The organism is Paenibacillus sp. FSL K6-1230 (assembly GCF_038002385.1).
Classification (GTDB): Bacteria; Bacillota; Bacilli; order Paenibacillales; family Paenibacillaceae; genus Paenibacillus; species Paenibacillus massiliensis.
Map to the genome: position 1 here is coordinate 3,514,476 of NZ_JBBOCK010000001.1, position 15,224 is coordinate 3,529,699.

Here is a 15,224-nt window from a genome sequence, read left to right on the forward strand (position 1 = left end):
ATCTAGTACACTTTGACTCTGTACGTATAGTTTAATTTCTTAGAGGGGTGAGCCAATCTGATGAAGCCGAATGTTCAACGCTTGTTATTCTCCGGATTAAGTCTGCTGATTCTTTCCATCGTTGCCACTGCGCTAGCTTTTTACTTGGATGGCCAAAGAGGTGAAAACCTTCCGTTTTCATTGTCGCCCAATGAATCCGTATTAGTCTTTGTCGTCGCTGCTTTGTTTTTAGTGTATCCCCTTGTATTGCTCGCATTTGCCTTACCTTTTTTCCTGCTAAAATCCTTTCAAGTCCGCTTCTCTATTCGTGCATTGATTTATCTGCTGACGGGCATAGTTGCCATGCTTATTCCTTCGATTTTACACCGCTATGGCTATTTCTATCTCGGAATCGCCTTGCTCTTTGCGGGGTTGGACTTTCTGTGGTCAAAGCAAGGGAAAACGAAATAAACAAATTCTTTAGGTTGTAATTCCTTCTCTTATTTTTCCTATGTAGATGAAAGGAAAAATAAATCTGAAAGAGATGCAACATGGCAAACTATGAATACTATACGTGGAAACTTATCCCGGCCTCATTGAGGGAGCAAAACATTATCAAAACATCGCTTAGCAACATCAAAACAGAAACGATTTTGCGGCCAGTAAACAAGACTGCTTACGTTGGTATCAATGGCGGGTTTTTCGAAGCGACTGACGGATACAGCAGCCCTCCTACCGGAGGTGCTTCTATCGTTTATGTAGCCGGGGAAGAAAACCAAACGGTCACTTATAAGGGCCGAACATTGAGTAAGAATTACATGTCGAACACCTCAGTTAATGGGAACGAGATTTCCCGAAAGTCTGCTGTCTTTTATCGGGATATGAACGGTAACCTCAGAGCCAGACACCTTTACATTAAAAATGTAAATGAGGTGTATCAGTACTATCCGAAGTCCATAGTGGAAATGGTTATTGGCGGGAATGACTATAATTTGGAAAGCTGGGGTGGATCCTCTATTAAAGGCGAGCTAGGATAATACCTCCCAATTAATAGAACGATCTTAGCCTGGAAGAACAATGATGCCTATCTCATTGCCGGGCATGGCAGTGTACCATTTATGCGAGATATTATGGATGATCTAGGGCTTGATGCGGTTGACTCTATTATGCTGGACGGATCAGGTTCTACACAAATGCAAGTAGGTAGCCCCCTTAAGAATCCAATCGATAGTGATCGCTACGTTTATAATATGATTCGTCTTAAGAATACCTAAATAACTTGAAAACATAAGTTATTTGAAATTGCCTAAGTGGAGCCCAATACCCCACCGGGGCATTTTCTCACTACACATATAAAAAAGAGAAACGCTACAAGAGCAGTTCGTTGTATATTATTTAGATCTACACTGTTTTATTAATTTCACTAGATGGACTAGCTATTGAAAGAAAAACATGTATATTTGTGCTGAGATTCGTATGTGAAGCATTAGGCCTTAGTTAACTGGAACAGTAATAAGGGATTAATGAACATTAATATAGTATCTTGGAAAGGAAGCAAAAAGACGGGACTGTCAGCACTTTTGTAACGTAACTTTTTCCCGATTATTACCGTTTAACCATTTTAAAGGAGGAATGAATTTGAATACATTTACACGCCGAGTGTTAGCTGTAGGGATCGTTGGCCTTATGCTTGTAACGGCCTGCGGAAAAGAAGCTAGCACAGATACTTCTAGTACGAATCCAGAAGCCAGCAAGCCTGCAAACCAACCACCTTCAGATCCCCATACTCAGCAAGACACCTCAAACGATCCTGCTCCAGAGCAGCTCATTGATCCTTCTACCAAAGAGTTTAAGGAAATTACAGAAGCTGAGTTCAAACCAGAGGTATCTATTGATTTTGAAGCGTATAAAAAGAGCTTTTTTAATGAAGAGATTATTACCAAATTAAAAGAAACACTTGAAGCCGTTATTGCCCAGGATAAGGAGAAATTTCAGACACATTTGCAATCAGGGTACAATCTTGACTCACTATTTTTTGATGACAAAGATGCTCAATATATGTTTTATGATCTGGATATCCTAGAGAAATTGACAATAGACGGTCGCGAGCGCATCCATGTAGGCGTTCGATATGCAAAAAAATCATCAGACGGCTCTGTCTACAATACAGGAAATACCGTTTTCTTTACTAAAAACCAAGAAGGACAATGGGGAATTGCCAACATCGATTAAATCAGCTACAAGGTTTATGCCGTCTTTGCTGTTACATGTATAGTGTCCTTCCAAACTGTGCCTTCAATTAACCACCTAACCAACGTCTAGGACTAGCAGATGTTGTCGATAATACCGCACGCGGCGGGCCGCTATCTCAGCCGGGGATACCTGAATGATCACAGGGGACGGCTTCTCCCGTTTTATCATGCGTTGTAGTTTTTAGACTAATCTCCCTACGTCATTGTCGAACGGAACTAACTCATACAAGTCACGAACATCACAACCGATGGAATCGGCGATTGATATGGCAATTTTGAGTGGCATCATCCTCTTATTTTCAATAAAGTCGTAGACTCGTTCCGGTTTTAAGAGCAAGTCTTTTGCCAGCCATTCCGCTGACTTTCCGGATTCCATCAATCGTTCATTCAGTAAGCAACGTCCTAGTTCAAATTTCAAGAAGCGCTGACCTCCCGCATAAGGTAATATTTATCCTAAGCGTTGTCCATTGTCAGTATGAATATACTTCATAAAGGGATGAAGTTCCCCGTGCGTCTGCCCAATTTGTTGGGCAAGTTCCATCGTAGGCTATCGTTCCCCGTTAGCGTAAGGACCTTGTTTCGTTCCAAGACTTTACTGAACGTAGCAACAATGAACCGTACTTAATCATTTCAAAAGACTCTCTCATCTCGTATTGGTTGAGACCTTCTTTCATTAATCAGATACTCCCCAAGGAATTCCTCCTTAACAAAGAAAGAGTAGCGGCTTAATGCCCACTACTCTTTACTATTCCGACCTGATCCGTTGCTAGTTCCTAGTTCAATCTAGCATGCATCTTCCAGTGACGGACAGTAATTTAGGAAGAACATTCCTTGTGTTGGGTTACTTTCGCCAGGGCATGGCCATGACAAAGAAAAGTACCACTATGGGTGCTTTTTCTTACTCTCTTTAATTGCAATAACCGCAATTACCAATATAAGTAACGCTACTGTACTTAGGATTATAAAGAAAAAATAAACACTCTGGTTCAAAAAAGTAAACACAATCACAATTAAACCAAGAACGGAAATCAGCTTATAAAACATTTTACCAATGTTCGATAATTCTGTATCATGATCAAAATAATTCTTACCCGAAACAACAAGTATTGAGAGTGCAAAAAAGATTAAGTTTATCAATGTAACCAGGCTTACTAAAGTAGTGAACAAATACAATTTAGGATCCGTAAATATAAAATCAATTAAATACTCGCGTGAATACCAGCGGCTTCTTCTAGGTGGAGGGATAACAGTACTAAGGTAGTATGTAAGCCCGCTAAGAAACAATGTAATAAAGAATTTTATAATGTAGCCTTTTTTTTGAGTAATGAAATGAAAGTATTTTATAATGTAGCCTTTAATTGATTCGACCAAAAGTATTCCACGCTCCTACATCGTTTCCGTCTTATATTAGGACGTTATCAACATCTTACTTCCTTTGGATAATTCGGTCTACTACAGAATAGCCTGCCTGCCCATCCTCTCTATACGTACCCTTTGCTTTTCTCTAGCTGCTTTTGTTTGAATGACGGCTTCAGTTTATGTTTTCTTGCCATGGCGACGTCCACCCCTTGGCTAGTGATCATATTTTGCCCCCCACTACTAGAACTCCACTTATGGTCAATATCGCGCCCTTGGATCACTCCAAGCAAGTATCCACTTCGGTGCGAACCCCAAGCTCACATGAAATTCTTGGGGGATTCGCACCTCAGATTTTGTCGAAAATGAGTCGAATGTGAATGAAATGTGAACACGACTGTGTTTTAAATCGTCTAAATGCCTCCAATGTAATGGATATACGGTATAATAATTTCTGGGTACAGCGTGTTTACGCTGCTTTCTGCTGTCGCACTCTACATGAGTGCGTGGATTGAAATCACATACTCATCGTACAATATAAAAAACGACAATGTCGCACTCTACATGAGTGCGTGGATTGAAATCTGGATCTCGCATTGAAAAACGAACATTGTACTGGTCGCACTCTACATGAGTGCGTGGATTGAAATTTAACGGGGTGTGGACAACATTTCGGGCTACCCTGGTCGCACTCTACATGAGTGCGTGGATTGAAATCATGATATGAAACCAAAGCAATTTATGCTTACTGGGTCGCACTCTACATGAGTGCGTGGATTGAAATCTTGGCGTTCCAGAACGTTGACGTCTTTGACCAAGGTCGCACTCTACATGAGTGCGTGGATTGAAATAAAGGCTGGGTTCTTAATGGCCTGATCCGGGCGGTCGCACTCTACATGAGTGCGTGGATTGAAATCATGACACGATCAGTCAGCTGATTAACCTCAGTGAGTCGCACTCTACATGAGTGCGTGGATTGAAATAACTTTACTCTGCATTCGATTCAATGTCTTACTTAAGTCGCACTCTTCATGAGTGCGTGGATTGAAATCCGAGTGACCGCTACCCTGAGACTGCTCAGCACATGTCGCACTCTTCATGAGCGCGTGGTTCAATGTCTCTTTTTACGTGGAAACAGATGACGAGACGATAACCGCAATCTTGGTATAGAAAGAACTTACACGCGCCGATGCAGCGGAGGGTCGGAGGATTTCTGGAGAAACGGAGTGGTCGCCTTTCAAGCCCGATTTCGACTACACTCGCTTTGATCCATTCAGGAAATCGGGCTTGAACAGCGATCGGAAGAAACCTCCGAGCCCGTAGCGATTCCCTCAGAGAACAAAGTCATTTAACAAAATCATTTAGGTAGCCTATCTCTTTTAAAGCAACAGACGCTTTACCAACCCCCTCCGTTCGTGGTATTCTGTTACCAAATAACTTGAAACGCTTTGACGGGACCAGTAAGAGTACATGCGGTGCTCAGAGAGTAAATTCCACTGGCTGAGAGAATTTACCATCCGTATCCTCCGAACCCTACCCCCGAGCGGCCTGCACAGCAGGACGTTACCTGACGTTACAGGCAGAGTCGGATGATATTCATCATCAATAAAGGTGGTACCGCGGAAGCTAGAACTTTCGTCCTTTGCATTGGCAAAGGATGAAAGTTTTTTTGTGTTATGCCCACTTTCGTATGTACTCCCTGCCTCAGTGGAACAGTATACAACATTTCAGTAAGCTAGAAGGAAGTGGTTACAATGTCTTCGCGCGTAGTGGTCAAAATTGGTAGCAGTTCCTTGACAGAACCAGAGGGTGGCTTGAATCGCGCTGCAGTCGAATTTTTTGCGGCAGAAATAGCGCAGCTGCGCTCGGCTGGGCATGAGGTGCTGCTCGTCACATCCGGGGCGGTCGCAGCAGGTTTTCGGGAGATCGGCTATCCGACCCGTCCCAAGCAATTGCACGAGAAGCAAGCAGCAGCGGCTGTCGGTCAGGCATTATTAATGCAGTGCTATCAGCAAGCCTTCAGTAGACATAACATCACCACTGCCCAAATTCTGTTGACCCGAAGTGATTTTCTCATTCGCAAACGGATGAACAATGCCGGCTTGACTGTCGAAGAGCTGCTGCGGCAGCAAGTGGTCCCTATCTTCAATGAAAATGATACCGTCTCTGTCGATGAACTGAAATTCGGGGATAATGACATGCTGTCCTCGCTGGTCGCGAATCTTGTCAAAGCCGCTCACCTGGTCATCATTACGGATACCGACGGACTGTACAGTGCAGACCCCCACAAAAATCCAAATGCTGTCAAATATGAGCGAATCGGTGAAATTACAGCTGAAATTCATGCACTCGGCGGTGACTCAGGTTCATCTGTAGGTACAGGTGGCATGCGTTCCAAGATCGAAGCGGCCAAGGTGGCCACGCGCGGAGGTGTTCCCGTCTTCGTAGGCCGGGTAAAGGAGTCAGGTGATCTCATGCAGGCTGTCATGGGCAGCGGCAAGGGAACTTATTTTGATACGACACTCTCCTCCCTTCCAATGAAGAAGCAATGGCTGGGCTTCATGTCTACACCGCTCGGCTCCGTGCATGTGGATGCTGGGGCCGAGAAGGCGCTGGTATATGGCGGTCATAGCCTGCTGCCGGTCGGGGTAGTCCGAGTAGATGGTACCTTCCATGCGGGGGATGTGGTGGAGGTCGTTGGGCCGGAGGGCAAGATTCTGGGACGCGGCATTGTCAATTACGATGATAGCCAGCTGAACAGTATCGCAGGTCTCCCCAGCGGGGAGATCGTGAGCAAGCTCGGCTCCATCCACCGCCTGGAGGTCATCCATCGGGATGAGTGGATTACATTATAGAATGAAGTATGGATTAGGTCGCAATGGCCTGCTAATTATACAAATATAAGGAGGATTACAAGATGACCGATGTATTAGGCAGTGAAGTTACCAAGAGTGAAGTATTGCACAAATCGCGGCTGGCAAAAAACACTACAGCGACCTTGAACCTGTTGACAACAGAGCAGAAAAATCAGGCTCTATTAGCTATGGCAGACGCACTTGTGCGGGAGCATGAGGCGCTGATTGTCGCCAACCAGGAAGATCTGGAGCGCGGACGCCAGAATGGCACCTCAGAGTCCCTTCTCGACCGTCTTAAGCTGACGGAGAGCCGGATCGAGGGCATCGCAGAAGGGCTGAGACAGATTGCAGCATTGCCAGATCCTGTAGGGGAAGCAATGGATGAGTTCGAGCGTCCGAACGGCCTGCATATTCGCAAAATCCGCGTACCGCTCGGGGTCATCGGCATCATCTATGAAGCCCGTCCGAATGTAACGGTGGATGCTGCCGGATTATGTCTGAAGACCGGTAACGCTGTCGTCTTGCGTGGTGGCTCCTCCGCTCTATCCTCCAACCGGAAGATTGTTGAGATTATGCATACGGCACTTGCCTCGACGGCTGTTCCGCCTGAGGCTTTACAGCTTATCGAGGACCCTAACCGCTCCTCGGTAGATGAGATGCTCAAGCTGACAGGCGTGTTGGATGTCATTATCCCGCGCGGGGGCAAAGCACTGATTGATAATGTCGTGCAAAATTCCAAGGTACCTGCAATCGAGACTGGTGCTGGCGTCTGCCACACGTATCTGGATGCCACCGCTCCTGTTGAGCTGGCTGCCAGCATTGCCTTGAACGCGAAGGTACAGCGCCCATCCGTATGCAACTCCATGGAGACACTGCTGGTGCACCGTGACTATGCTGCATCTCACCTCGGAGCGCTAGCACAACAGTTCGTCGATGCGGGTGTAGAATTGCGCGGCTGTGAACAGACAAGACAGTTTGTCCCGAATGCCCGTACAGCTACCGATGAGGATTACGCTACCGAGTATAACGATTATATTTTGAATGTGAAGGTTGTCTCTTCATTAGATGAGGCACTGGAGCATATCGCACGCTTCGGTACCATGCACTCCGAATGTATAGTTACTGCGGATACGGCGATGGCGGAGCGCTTCCTGCAAGAGGTAGATGCTGCTGCGGTCTATCATAATGCTTCTACTCGTTTCACCGATGGCTTTGAATTCGGATTCGGTGCCGAGATAGGCATCAGTACACAGAAGCTGCATGCACGCGGACCTATGGGACTGCCAGCGTTGACATCAACCAAATTCATTGTTCATGGCAACGGGCAAATTCGCGAATAACAAGTACGAAGAATAGATGCTGCATGTTTCGCATGTGCGGCCTCGATCTCCGTCATACAGCTTTTCACGATAGTAAGTGAAGATCAGTTGCCGAATTTGTTCTCTGGACCTGATTCCATTCTCCTATTGGACTGTACTATTGCATGGATAGCCATTACAATCGAAGGATGCAGCACTATTTTCAAAATTTAGGCAGGGGGTACCACCAATCATGTGTGAAGCATCTTCCATTAAACCACTCATTGACAGTAAAGTCGCCTTTATGGGCGCTGGATCATTAGCAGAATCACTGGTACGCGGCATGATCAGCCGCTCCGTTATTCGTCCCTCGGACATTACCATGATGAATCGCAGCAATGCCAAACGTTTGGCAGAGCTACAGGAGCGATATGGTGTAGAGACCGTTGGCGATGAGCAGGCAAAGGATGAGCTCCTGCGCACCAGTCCAGTGATTGTACTGGCAATGAAGCCTAAGGATGCTCGCGCATCGTTGCAGCATCTTGGCCCATTGCTTTCTGAGCATCAGCTCGTAATTTCGGTTATAGCGGGTCTCTCGATTCGCACGATTCAGGCCTTGCTCGGACGCAAGCAGGCGATTGCGCGAACGATGCCGAACACCTCCAGCTCGATCGGACTGGGCGCCACTGGCATTACCTTCTCCAAGGAGATTACCGATGACCAGCGCAGCCAGGTCATGATGATGTTCGAGTCCGTAGGTACCGTCAGCGTAATTCCTGAGGACAAAATGGAAATTCTGACTGGGATCTCGGGTAGCGGCCCAGCCTATGTCTACTACCTGATGGAGGCGATGATCGCCGCAGGAATTCGTGGCGGACTCTCTCCACAGCAATGCCAGGACCTGACGGTGCAGACGGTGCTTGGCGCAGCACGCATGGTTCAGCAGACTGGTGAGGAGCCTTCTGCTCTTCGTACCAAGATTATGTCGCCCAATGGCTCTACCGTAGCGGCACTTCATGCATTGGATGAGGGGGATTTCTTCGAAAATGTCATTGCAGCGGTGAACCGCTGTGCCGAGCGCTCTCGTGAAATGGGTGCCGAGCTGGAGGTGCATGAATGAGCTATTGCCAAGCTACGTACCGGGTATACGACGACCACACAGATTTTAACAAGAAAGCTCAGTCCATCGCAGTCGGCATGACTGTCGGCAGCTGGACCGAGCTACCCCAAGCACGTCGCGAGGCTATGAAGCAGCATCTGGGTGAAGTCATAAGCGTCGACATCCACGATGAAGGACCAGGGCAGCGTTATGCAGATATGACCATTGCCTATCCTGATATCAACTTCAGTCGGGACATTCCAGCGCTGCTGGTCACTGTTTTTGGCAAAATCTCAATGGATGGCCGCATTAAGCTTACGAACCTTGCTTTCTCGGATGCGTTCCTGTCGGCCTTCCGGGGACCCAAGTTCGGAATCTCCGGATTACGCAATGAGCTCGGTGTCCATGATCGTCCCTTGTTGATGAGTATTTTCAAATCCGTGATTGGCCTCGATCTGCCTGAGCTGCGTGAGCAGTTCTACAAGCAGGCCCTTGGTGGAGTGGATCTGATCAAGGATGATGAGATCTTGTTCGAGAATGAGCTGACGCCGATTGAGAAGCGTGTAGAGGCTTGTATCCAGGCTGCGGAAGAGGCTCGCAAGGAGACGGGTAAAAAGCTGCTGTACGCTGTGAATTTGACCGGTCCGACCTCCCAGCTGCGCAAGCAGGCTCTCAAGGCCATTGATGCTGGTGCGAATGCCCTGCTCTTCAATGTGCTGTCCTATGGCTATGACGCACTGCAAGAGCTAAGTGCCGATCCGGACATTCAAATACCAATTGCGGCACATCCAGCGTTGGCGGGGGCTATGTACCCTTCTCCTCACTACGGCATCTCGCCCTCAGTCCTGCTTGGTCAGCTGATGCGACTTGCGGGCGCGGATCTGGTCCTGTTCCCATCTCCGTATGGTTCAGTGACCATGCCACGTGATGAGAATATGGCTATTCGGGATGAATTGGTTCGTACGGACTTGCCTCTGCAGCCAAGCCTACCTGTTCCCTCTGCAGGGATCCATCCAGGCCTGGTGCCTCTGATTCTTCGTGACTTTGGTACGGATGTGGTCGTGAATGCCGGTGGTGGCATTCATGGACATCCGATGGGCACGGAGGCTGGTGGACAAGCCTTTGTTCAAGCGATCGCAGCTGCTGGGCAGTCGATCTCGCTCGCGGATTATGCAGAGTCACATCCAGAGCTGAAGGCTGCTCTTGAGCTATGGGGGGGAGAGCGTTGAGCCTTAAGCGCAAGCCAGTCATTTTCTGTGATTTTGACGGCACCATTACCATGAGCGACAATATTGTTGCGATCATGAAGCATTTCAGTCCTCCTGGCTACGAGCCGATCATGCAGGATATTCTTGATCGTCGCATCACGCTGCTCGAAGGGGTAAGTGCCATGTTCGCACTGATCCCCTCCTCTCGCAAGGATGAGGTCATTGATTTCGTGCTGGGTCAGGCAGGCATACGTGAGGGATTTGACACGTTCCTACAATATATTCGCAGTCAGGATATTGAATTTTTCGTGACGAGTGGCGGAATGGATTTCTTCATTCAGCCGTTGCTTGCGCCGTTCGATATTCCAGCCGATCATATCTACTGTAATAGTGCGGACTTTACGAAGGAAGCCATTGAGATTGTCTGGCCACACACCTGCCAGCCACCATGTGAGAACGGCTGTGGCATGTGCAAGACAACAGTCATGCGACGTTATCCGCAGGAGCACTACACGCGCATTCTTATTGGAGATAGCCTGACTGATTTTGAAGGAGCCAAAATAGCCGATCTCGTCTATTCACGTTCCATTTTGACGACCAAATGTCAGGAGCTTGGTGTTCCCCATGTTCCTTTCGAGACGTTCCATGAGATCGTGAATGATCTGACAACTAAGCTTGAGCAGGGAGTGCTGTAATATGAGTCTATCTAATGTTCCAGCTGAGGACAAAAATCGTGTGCTTGAAGAACTGGCGGATATCAAGGATCTGTTCGCTGCACGCAACTGGTTCCCTGGCACCAGCGGCAATCTGTCTATGCGTGTAGGTGAGTTCTCACCCGAGAGTTTCCATTTCGCAGTCACCGCCAGTGGCAAAGACAAATCCAAGCGTACACCAGAGGATTTCCTGATCGTAGATCAGAATGGCAAACCAGCAGAGACCACGGGTCTGAAGCCTAGTGCGGAGACACTGATTCATTGTGAAATCTACCGTCTGACGGGCTGCGGCGCTGTGTTCCATGTACATACGGTGTTCAACAACCTGATCTCGGAATATTACGGAGAGCAGGGTCATGTCCCTGTGCAAGGGATCGAACTCATCAAAGCTTTTAACATCTGGGAGGAGAACGCAGCCATTCAAGTTCCTGTGCTTCCTAACTATGCGGACATCCCTTCGATTGCACGCCTGGTGCCGGATGTCCTGAACGCTGCCATCCCTGGCATCCTGCTACGCAATCACGGTATCTATGCCTGGGGGCGTGATGCCTTTGAAGCGAAGAAGCATTTGGAGGCCTTCGAGTTCCTCTTTGAGGTTGCTTATCGCCGTCTACTACTTGAAAAGTAAGTCATCAAGCTCCATAATACCCAGCCCGCCGAGAGGCCATGTGCTCAACATGCTCTCGGCGGGTTATTTTCATGATGCAGAATTTTAGCTTTATAGCCCTTTTCCATATAGCTTTATAGCCCTGTATCTAGCTTGCTGTGCTCTTTGTGCTCAGTCCACTCTGAACCACGTACTCACTCTAGCTTAATACATATACTTACTACTTTGTTTCAGAGGCTATCTTTACTAATTCTAGCTTCTGCTCCTACAGTACTCATAGGTACTCTCTCCTACTCCCTCTCCCAACTTATAGATCTACTAACCACTTCTCAGAGAGCTTATAGACTCCCTCTGACTGATCAAGAGAATGAACGATTACGTCTCGTTATAGGTCTTATTACTGAACATAGCAAAAAAGGGGGTGCAGCAGCATGAATGATCGAGAGATTTTTGAGATGTACAAAGAGCATGTATATTATTTCTGCTACTATTTGTTGAAAAATCAGGCAGATGCAGAGGATGTATCCCAGGAGGTCTTCATAAAAGTCATTCTGGCTGATCGAACAAACGTGCGAAATATGAAATCATGGATTCTGCGTATTGCAGCCAATGAGTGTAACCGTGTTATGAAAAGGCGCCAAACGGGCTGGATGAAGGAGATTCGCAACTATTTGCTCTCCAGAGCTCAGCATTCCAATCAAGTGGAGGATCATCTGGAGCATAGAGAAACCAAGCAAGCACTTCAAGGGTTATACAGTCAACTACCGGATAAGCTCAGAATGGTCGTCATTCTGCGATATTTGAATGAATTGACCGTGCCAGAGATTTCTCAAGTCATGAATATACCCGAAGGAACCGTAAAATCAAGGTTATTCAAAGGTCTGAAATTGCTGAATCGTATGGCTGATTCCCAACTAAAGGAGATGATTACAAATGAGTCCATTTACCAAAAAGGATGAACAAGTGCCTCAGCCGGATTACGATCTGATGTGGGCAGCCATAGAAAAAGCAGCATACAAGCGGCAGCAAAGTCCGAATGCCTACCCAATGACTCGACCTCAGCGTGCCAAGCTTGTTCCGATCAGCCTGGTATTCTGGTGCGTATTGCTTATCGGTATTCCGGCATTCGCCGGTGTAGCTATCAATTGGGATAAAATCGGCGGTCGGAGCATAACCAATGCCTTAAATCATGGTGTTGGCCAGCAATATGATCTCAAGGCATCAAGTTCAGGAGTTACTATGCATTTGAACGGGGTCGTAACGGATGGAGACAAAATGAAAATGCTCGTATCCTTGGATACTCCTGACGACCTAACCTCTTATATCGGATTTGCCACCGAGAACAATACCTTGACTAGCCAATCCAGTGACAAGATCAAAGTAACGGATTCTTTGTTTTACGACCCTGACAGTAAAAAGCTGATTGGTATCTATGATGCACCCGATACACTACAAGATGATACAAGAGACTATCGGTTCGAAGCACAGAATCTCGTATTATATGCAGAGCGGAAGCTTCCTTTGCAAGCCCAACCACAGTCTGGGGATACGATCCAAACGGGTGCCGCGCAGTACCCTACTATTCAGGTCGAGTCGATTCGGCATACCTCTAGCCAGACGATCATCCGATATAAGGTTGCTGCGGAGCCATCTGACTTAGGACAAGGCAATCCACAGCTGGTTGTAGTTATGGATGGTCAGGAGAAGAATGCTATCCCAACGCACATGCCCAGCACAGGATCGGACGTATATATCGAGCAGGTATTCGATCTGTCCGAAGCAGAATGGAAGCGCGCCGATTTACGATTTACTTTTACAGAAGAAGCACGTCGGATTACCGGGACTTGGACATTTGATTTTGAGGCAGATGGTAAAAAAGCAAGTGAGGCTATGTATACGAAGAAGCTACAGACTAGCCCTGAATTCCTGGCAAAGACAGGTCTTACTTTAAAGGAGCTAGTAGTTACACCACTAAATATACAAATCCATATAGACCAAGAGGATTCGCTAAAGAAAGGAATCGTGCATTATAACACGGCTCAGTTGGTTATAGGTGATAGAATCATCACTGGCTCGATTGTAAGGGGGGGTTCCGGAAGCAATCAGCATATATTACAATTTGAATCCCCAGAATGGTACAAGGATTGGTCTAATGTGCCAATGCAACTCATATTGAAGGATGCTGTCATGGAAAAACGGGATACCTCAAAGAATTGGGCTACGCTGAACACGCCGACGGCAGAAAAACAGTTCACTACAATAGATGTGGACGGCATTGAAATTCAATTTGCGTACTACATTGATGGCGAGGAATTGATTGTGGAGTCCTCCTCTCATTCCCCTAGCTTCAAGAGGGTTAGTCAGACTACGTTACGCATAGAAGGTACAGAAGTAGTGCCTGAAATCCTTCCTAGAGGCATGGTACCTGCTGAAATATTCATAGATCACTACAAAAATGTGCCGTTGGACGAAAAAATTGAATTGAACCCTGGAATCTACAGATACAGCGACCCAAGCCGGGATACGGAATTAGACCTTTAATTTATCTAAGCAGCCCGAAAATAGCTTAAACGATAAAGAATCAGGAACTTGTCCTCATCGCGAGGAAGAACCTGATTCTTTATACCTTCTTACGATCTTAATGCAAAACGGACTCGTCTGAAGGCTTAAGGCGCTTAAAGGCAAACACAAGCATCAGCGCAGCTAAAATGGAACAAATCATGTACATCGTAGAATAGGAGAAAAAGTCGGCGATCGGTCCTAGGAGTATTCCACCCATGGACACACCTAAATCAGCCATTGCAATAAATAAGCCTATTAAAATATTTCGATTCACTTGAGGTAACACGAAACTCAAATATGTAGTTAAGGTTGGATAGATCAGGGCTTGAGCCACCCCTAAAAAGAACGCACCCACATAAAACAATAAAGCACCTGCGACGTTTGATAGACTTATACATTCTACACCTATCGCAAGAATCAGCATGATCCCCATTATAAAAGATGTATGCCATTTCCCATCGGATGGAATCTTTTTCCTTAGGACAAATCGAGTAATTACAATGATTCCTGCCTGAAGCATAAGGAAGATCGCCGCACTACCGTTATGAATTTGCCCCGCATATAGCGGTATAAAAGTGGTTACCGCCCCAAATACAAGAGAAGCAGTAAACATGATAACACTGCATCGAAACAAATGGGGATTTTTGATCAATTGGCTATAAGACGACAGCATCCCCGTTCCTAAGCTCTGTTCTTTCTTAGCCAGTTCGGCTTCCTTTGGTCCAACCTTGGTACTAAAACCCGTGATCCCAGTAAGTACAGCTATGCTAATCATCGCCATTGCAAAGTAGTCAATGTCCTCTACCCTCCACATACCTACCGCGAGCAACGGTCCAAAAACTCCAGGCATGGACGCACACAGTGAATACATGGATATGCCTTCAGAACGTTCTTTTTCCGGTAACTCTTCTATGATTCCAAGCTGTAGCGACATGGAGAAAAAGGCAGTACATACTCCTTGTAGTACCCGAGCAAAGAAATATCCTCCAAGACCCGCAAAGGTATAAATGAGCAGTGCTAGACCATTAATCACTAAGATGACACGCAGCACCTTAATCGGTCCATAGCGCTGGATTACTTGGCCGGCCCATGGGCGAAAGACCATGGTCGTCAGCAAATACGCCCCCATAACAACCCCTATTGTTGTATTGGTAGCGCCTAAGGAATCACCTTTTAAAGGTATGATCACATTCAAGATTGAATTGGCGCTGAAGTACAACAGTGTCAGCAAATAAAGTCGTAGAAACGGTAATGATAGTGCTCCCTTCACTACAAGGTCCCCTTCCTTATCGATA

General features: G+C 46.7%; 14 protein-coding genes and 1 CRISPR repeat array. Of the genes, 12 read left to right on the top strand and 2 right to left on the bottom strand.

Annotated elements, in window-relative coordinates; translation table 11 throughout:
• The first annotated feature begins 60 nt into the window (after window positions 1–60).
• The 4 genes from MKX74_RS15370 to MKX74_RS15380 all read left to right on the top strand — a co-directional run bounded on the left by MKX74_RS15370 (window position 61) and on the right by MKX74_RS15380 (window position 2,211).
• Window positions 61–450, top strand: coding sequence for a hypothetical protein (locus MKX74_RS15370; protein WP_341179030.1), 390 nt, complete (start codon window positions 61–63; stop codon window positions 448–450).
• Window positions 451–530: 80 nt separating this feature from the next.
• Window positions 531–1,016 carry a hypothetical protein gene (locus tag MKX74_RS15375; RefSeq protein ID WP_341179031.1) on the top strand — a complete coding sequence of 162 codons (486 nt, stop codon included), beginning with the start codon at window positions 531–533 and terminating at the stop codon, window positions 1,014–1,016.
• A gap of 21 nt (window positions 1,017–1,037) precedes the next feature.
• On the top strand, window positions 1,038–1,253 hold the full coding sequence (locus MKX74_RS28225) for a phosphodiester glycosidase family protein (RefSeq protein ID WP_445667322.1): 216 nt from the start codon (window positions 1,038–1,040) through the stop codon (window positions 1,251–1,253).
• A 364-nt stretch (window positions 1,254–1,617) separates the two neighbouring features.
• Window positions 1,618–2,211, top strand: coding sequence for a hypothetical protein (locus tag MKX74_RS15380; protein ID WP_341179032.1), 594 nt, complete (start codon window positions 1,618–1,620; stop codon window positions 2,209–2,211).
• Between the two features lie 201 nt (window positions 2,212–2,412).
• Here MKX74_RS15380 and MKX74_RS15385 read toward each other — a convergent pair whose 3' ends face one another.
• Complete coding sequence (locus MKX74_RS15385) at window positions 2,413–2,649, bottom strand: XRE family transcriptional regulator (protein ID WP_341179033.1); 237 nt, start codon at window positions 2,647–2,649, stop codon at window positions 2,413–2,415.
• A gap of 1,424 nt (window positions 2,650–4,073) precedes the next feature.
• Window positions 4,074–4,638: a CRISPR direct-repeat array (repeat unit 32 nt; unit sequence GTCGCACTCTACATGAGTGCGTGGATTGAAAT).
• A gap of 703 nt (window positions 4,639–5,341) precedes the next feature.
• Here MKX74_RS15385 and proB point away from each other — a divergent pair.
• The 8 genes from proB (at window position 5,342) to MKX74_RS15425 (ending at window position 13,908) form a co-directional block, all read left to right on the top strand.
• Window positions 5,342–6,442, top strand: coding sequence for a glutamate 5-kinase (gene proB / locus MKX74_RS15390; protein WP_341179034.1), 1,101 nt, complete (start codon window positions 5,342–5,344; stop codon window positions 6,440–6,442).
• Window positions 6,443–6,504: 62 nt separating this feature from the next.
• Window positions 6,505–7,782, top strand: coding sequence for a glutamate-5-semialdehyde dehydrogenase (locus MKX74_RS15395; RefSeq protein ID WP_341179035.1), 1,278 nt, complete (start codon window positions 6,505–6,507; stop codon window positions 7,780–7,782).
• Between the two features lie 211 nt (window positions 7,783–7,993).
• Window positions 7,994–8,860 carry a pyrroline-5-carboxylate reductase gene (gene proC / locus MKX74_RS15400; protein ID WP_018886172.1) on the top strand — a complete coding sequence of 289 codons (867 nt, stop codon included), beginning with the start codon at window positions 7,994–7,996 and terminating at the stop codon, window positions 8,858–8,860.
• Window positions 8,857–10,068 carry a 2,3-diketo-5-methylthiopentyl-1-phosphate enolase gene (locus MKX74_RS15405; RefSeq protein ID WP_341179036.1) on the top strand — a complete coding sequence of 404 codons (1,212 nt, stop codon included), beginning with the start codon at window positions 8,857–8,859 and terminating at the stop codon, window positions 10,066–10,068. The genes proC and MKX74_RS15405 overlap by 4 nt, the downstream gene beginning before the upstream one ends.
• The gene (locus MKX74_RS15410; RefSeq protein ID WP_025677848.1) at window positions 10,065–10,742 is read left to right on the top strand and encodes a 2-hydroxy-3-keto-5-methylthiopentenyl-1-phosphate phosphatase; all 678 of its coding nucleotides are present in this window, start codon (window positions 10,065–10,067) and stop codon (window positions 10,740–10,742) included. The genes MKX74_RS15405 and MKX74_RS15410 overlap by 4 nt, the downstream gene beginning before the upstream one ends.
• Window position 10,743: 1 nt before the next feature.
• On the top strand, window positions 10,744–11,388 hold the full coding sequence (locus MKX74_RS15415; RefSeq protein ID WP_341179037.1) for a methylthioribulose 1-phosphate dehydratase: 645 nt from the start codon (window positions 10,744–10,746) through the stop codon (window positions 11,386–11,388).
• A gap of 410 nt (window positions 11,389–11,798) precedes the next feature.
• Entirely contained in the window at window positions 11,799–12,326 is a 528-nt protein-coding gene (locus tag MKX74_RS15420; protein ID WP_133567111.1) for a sigma-70 family RNA polymerase sigma factor, read from the top strand.
• On the top strand, window positions 12,301–13,908 hold the full coding sequence (locus tag MKX74_RS15425; protein ID WP_341179038.1) for a DUF4179 domain-containing protein: 1,608 nt from the start codon (window positions 12,301–12,303) through the stop codon (window positions 13,906–13,908). The genes MKX74_RS15420 and MKX74_RS15425 overlap by 26 nt, the downstream gene beginning before the upstream one ends.
• 97 nt (window positions 13,909–14,005) lie before the next feature.
• Here the strand turns inward: MKX74_RS15425 and cntE are convergent, their stop codons facing one another.
• Window positions 14,006–15,199, bottom strand: coding sequence for a staphylopine family metallophore export MFS transporter CntE (gene cntE, locus MKX74_RS15430; RefSeq protein ID WP_341179039.1), 1,194 nt, complete (start codon window positions 15,197–15,199; stop codon window positions 14,006–14,008).
• Window positions 15,200–15,224: the final 25 nt, after the last annotated feature.

Excerpts from the sequence above, each read along its gene's own strand:
- MKX74_RS15405 (WP_341179036.1), top strand. The coding sequence starts at position 8,857 with ATGAGCTATTGCCAAGCTACGTACCGGGTATACGACGACCACACAGAT.
- MKX74_RS15420 (WP_133567111.1), top strand. The coding sequence starts at position 11,799 with ATGAATGATCGAGAGATTTTTGAGATGTACAAAGAGCATGTATATTAT.
- MKX74_RS15395 (WP_341179035.1), top strand. The coding sequence starts at position 6,505 with ATGACCGATGTATTAGGCAGTGAAGTTACCAAGAGTGAAGTATTGCAC.
- MKX74_RS15425 (WP_341179038.1), top strand. The coding sequence starts at position 12,301 with ATGAGTCCATTTACCAAAAAGGATGAACAAGTGCCTCAGCCGGATTAC.
- MKX74_RS15375 (WP_341179031.1), top strand. The coding sequence starts at position 531 with ATGGCAAACTATGAATACTATACGTGGAAACTTATCCCGGCCTCATTG.
- MKX74_RS15370 (WP_341179030.1), top strand. The coding sequence starts at position 61 with ATGAAGCCGAATGTTCAACGCTTGTTATTCTCCGGATTAAGTCTGCTG.
- proB (WP_341179034.1), top strand. The coding sequence starts at position 5,342 with ATGTCTTCGCGCGTAGTGGTCAAAATTGGTAGCAGTTCCTTGACAGAA.
- proC (WP_018886172.1), top strand. The coding sequence starts at position 7,994 with ATGTGTGAAGCATCTTCCATTAAACCACTCATTGACAGTAAAGTCGCC.
- MKX74_RS15415 (WP_341179037.1), top strand. The coding sequence starts at position 10,744 with ATGAGTCTATCTAATGTTCCAGCTGAGGACAAAAATCGTGTGCTTGAA.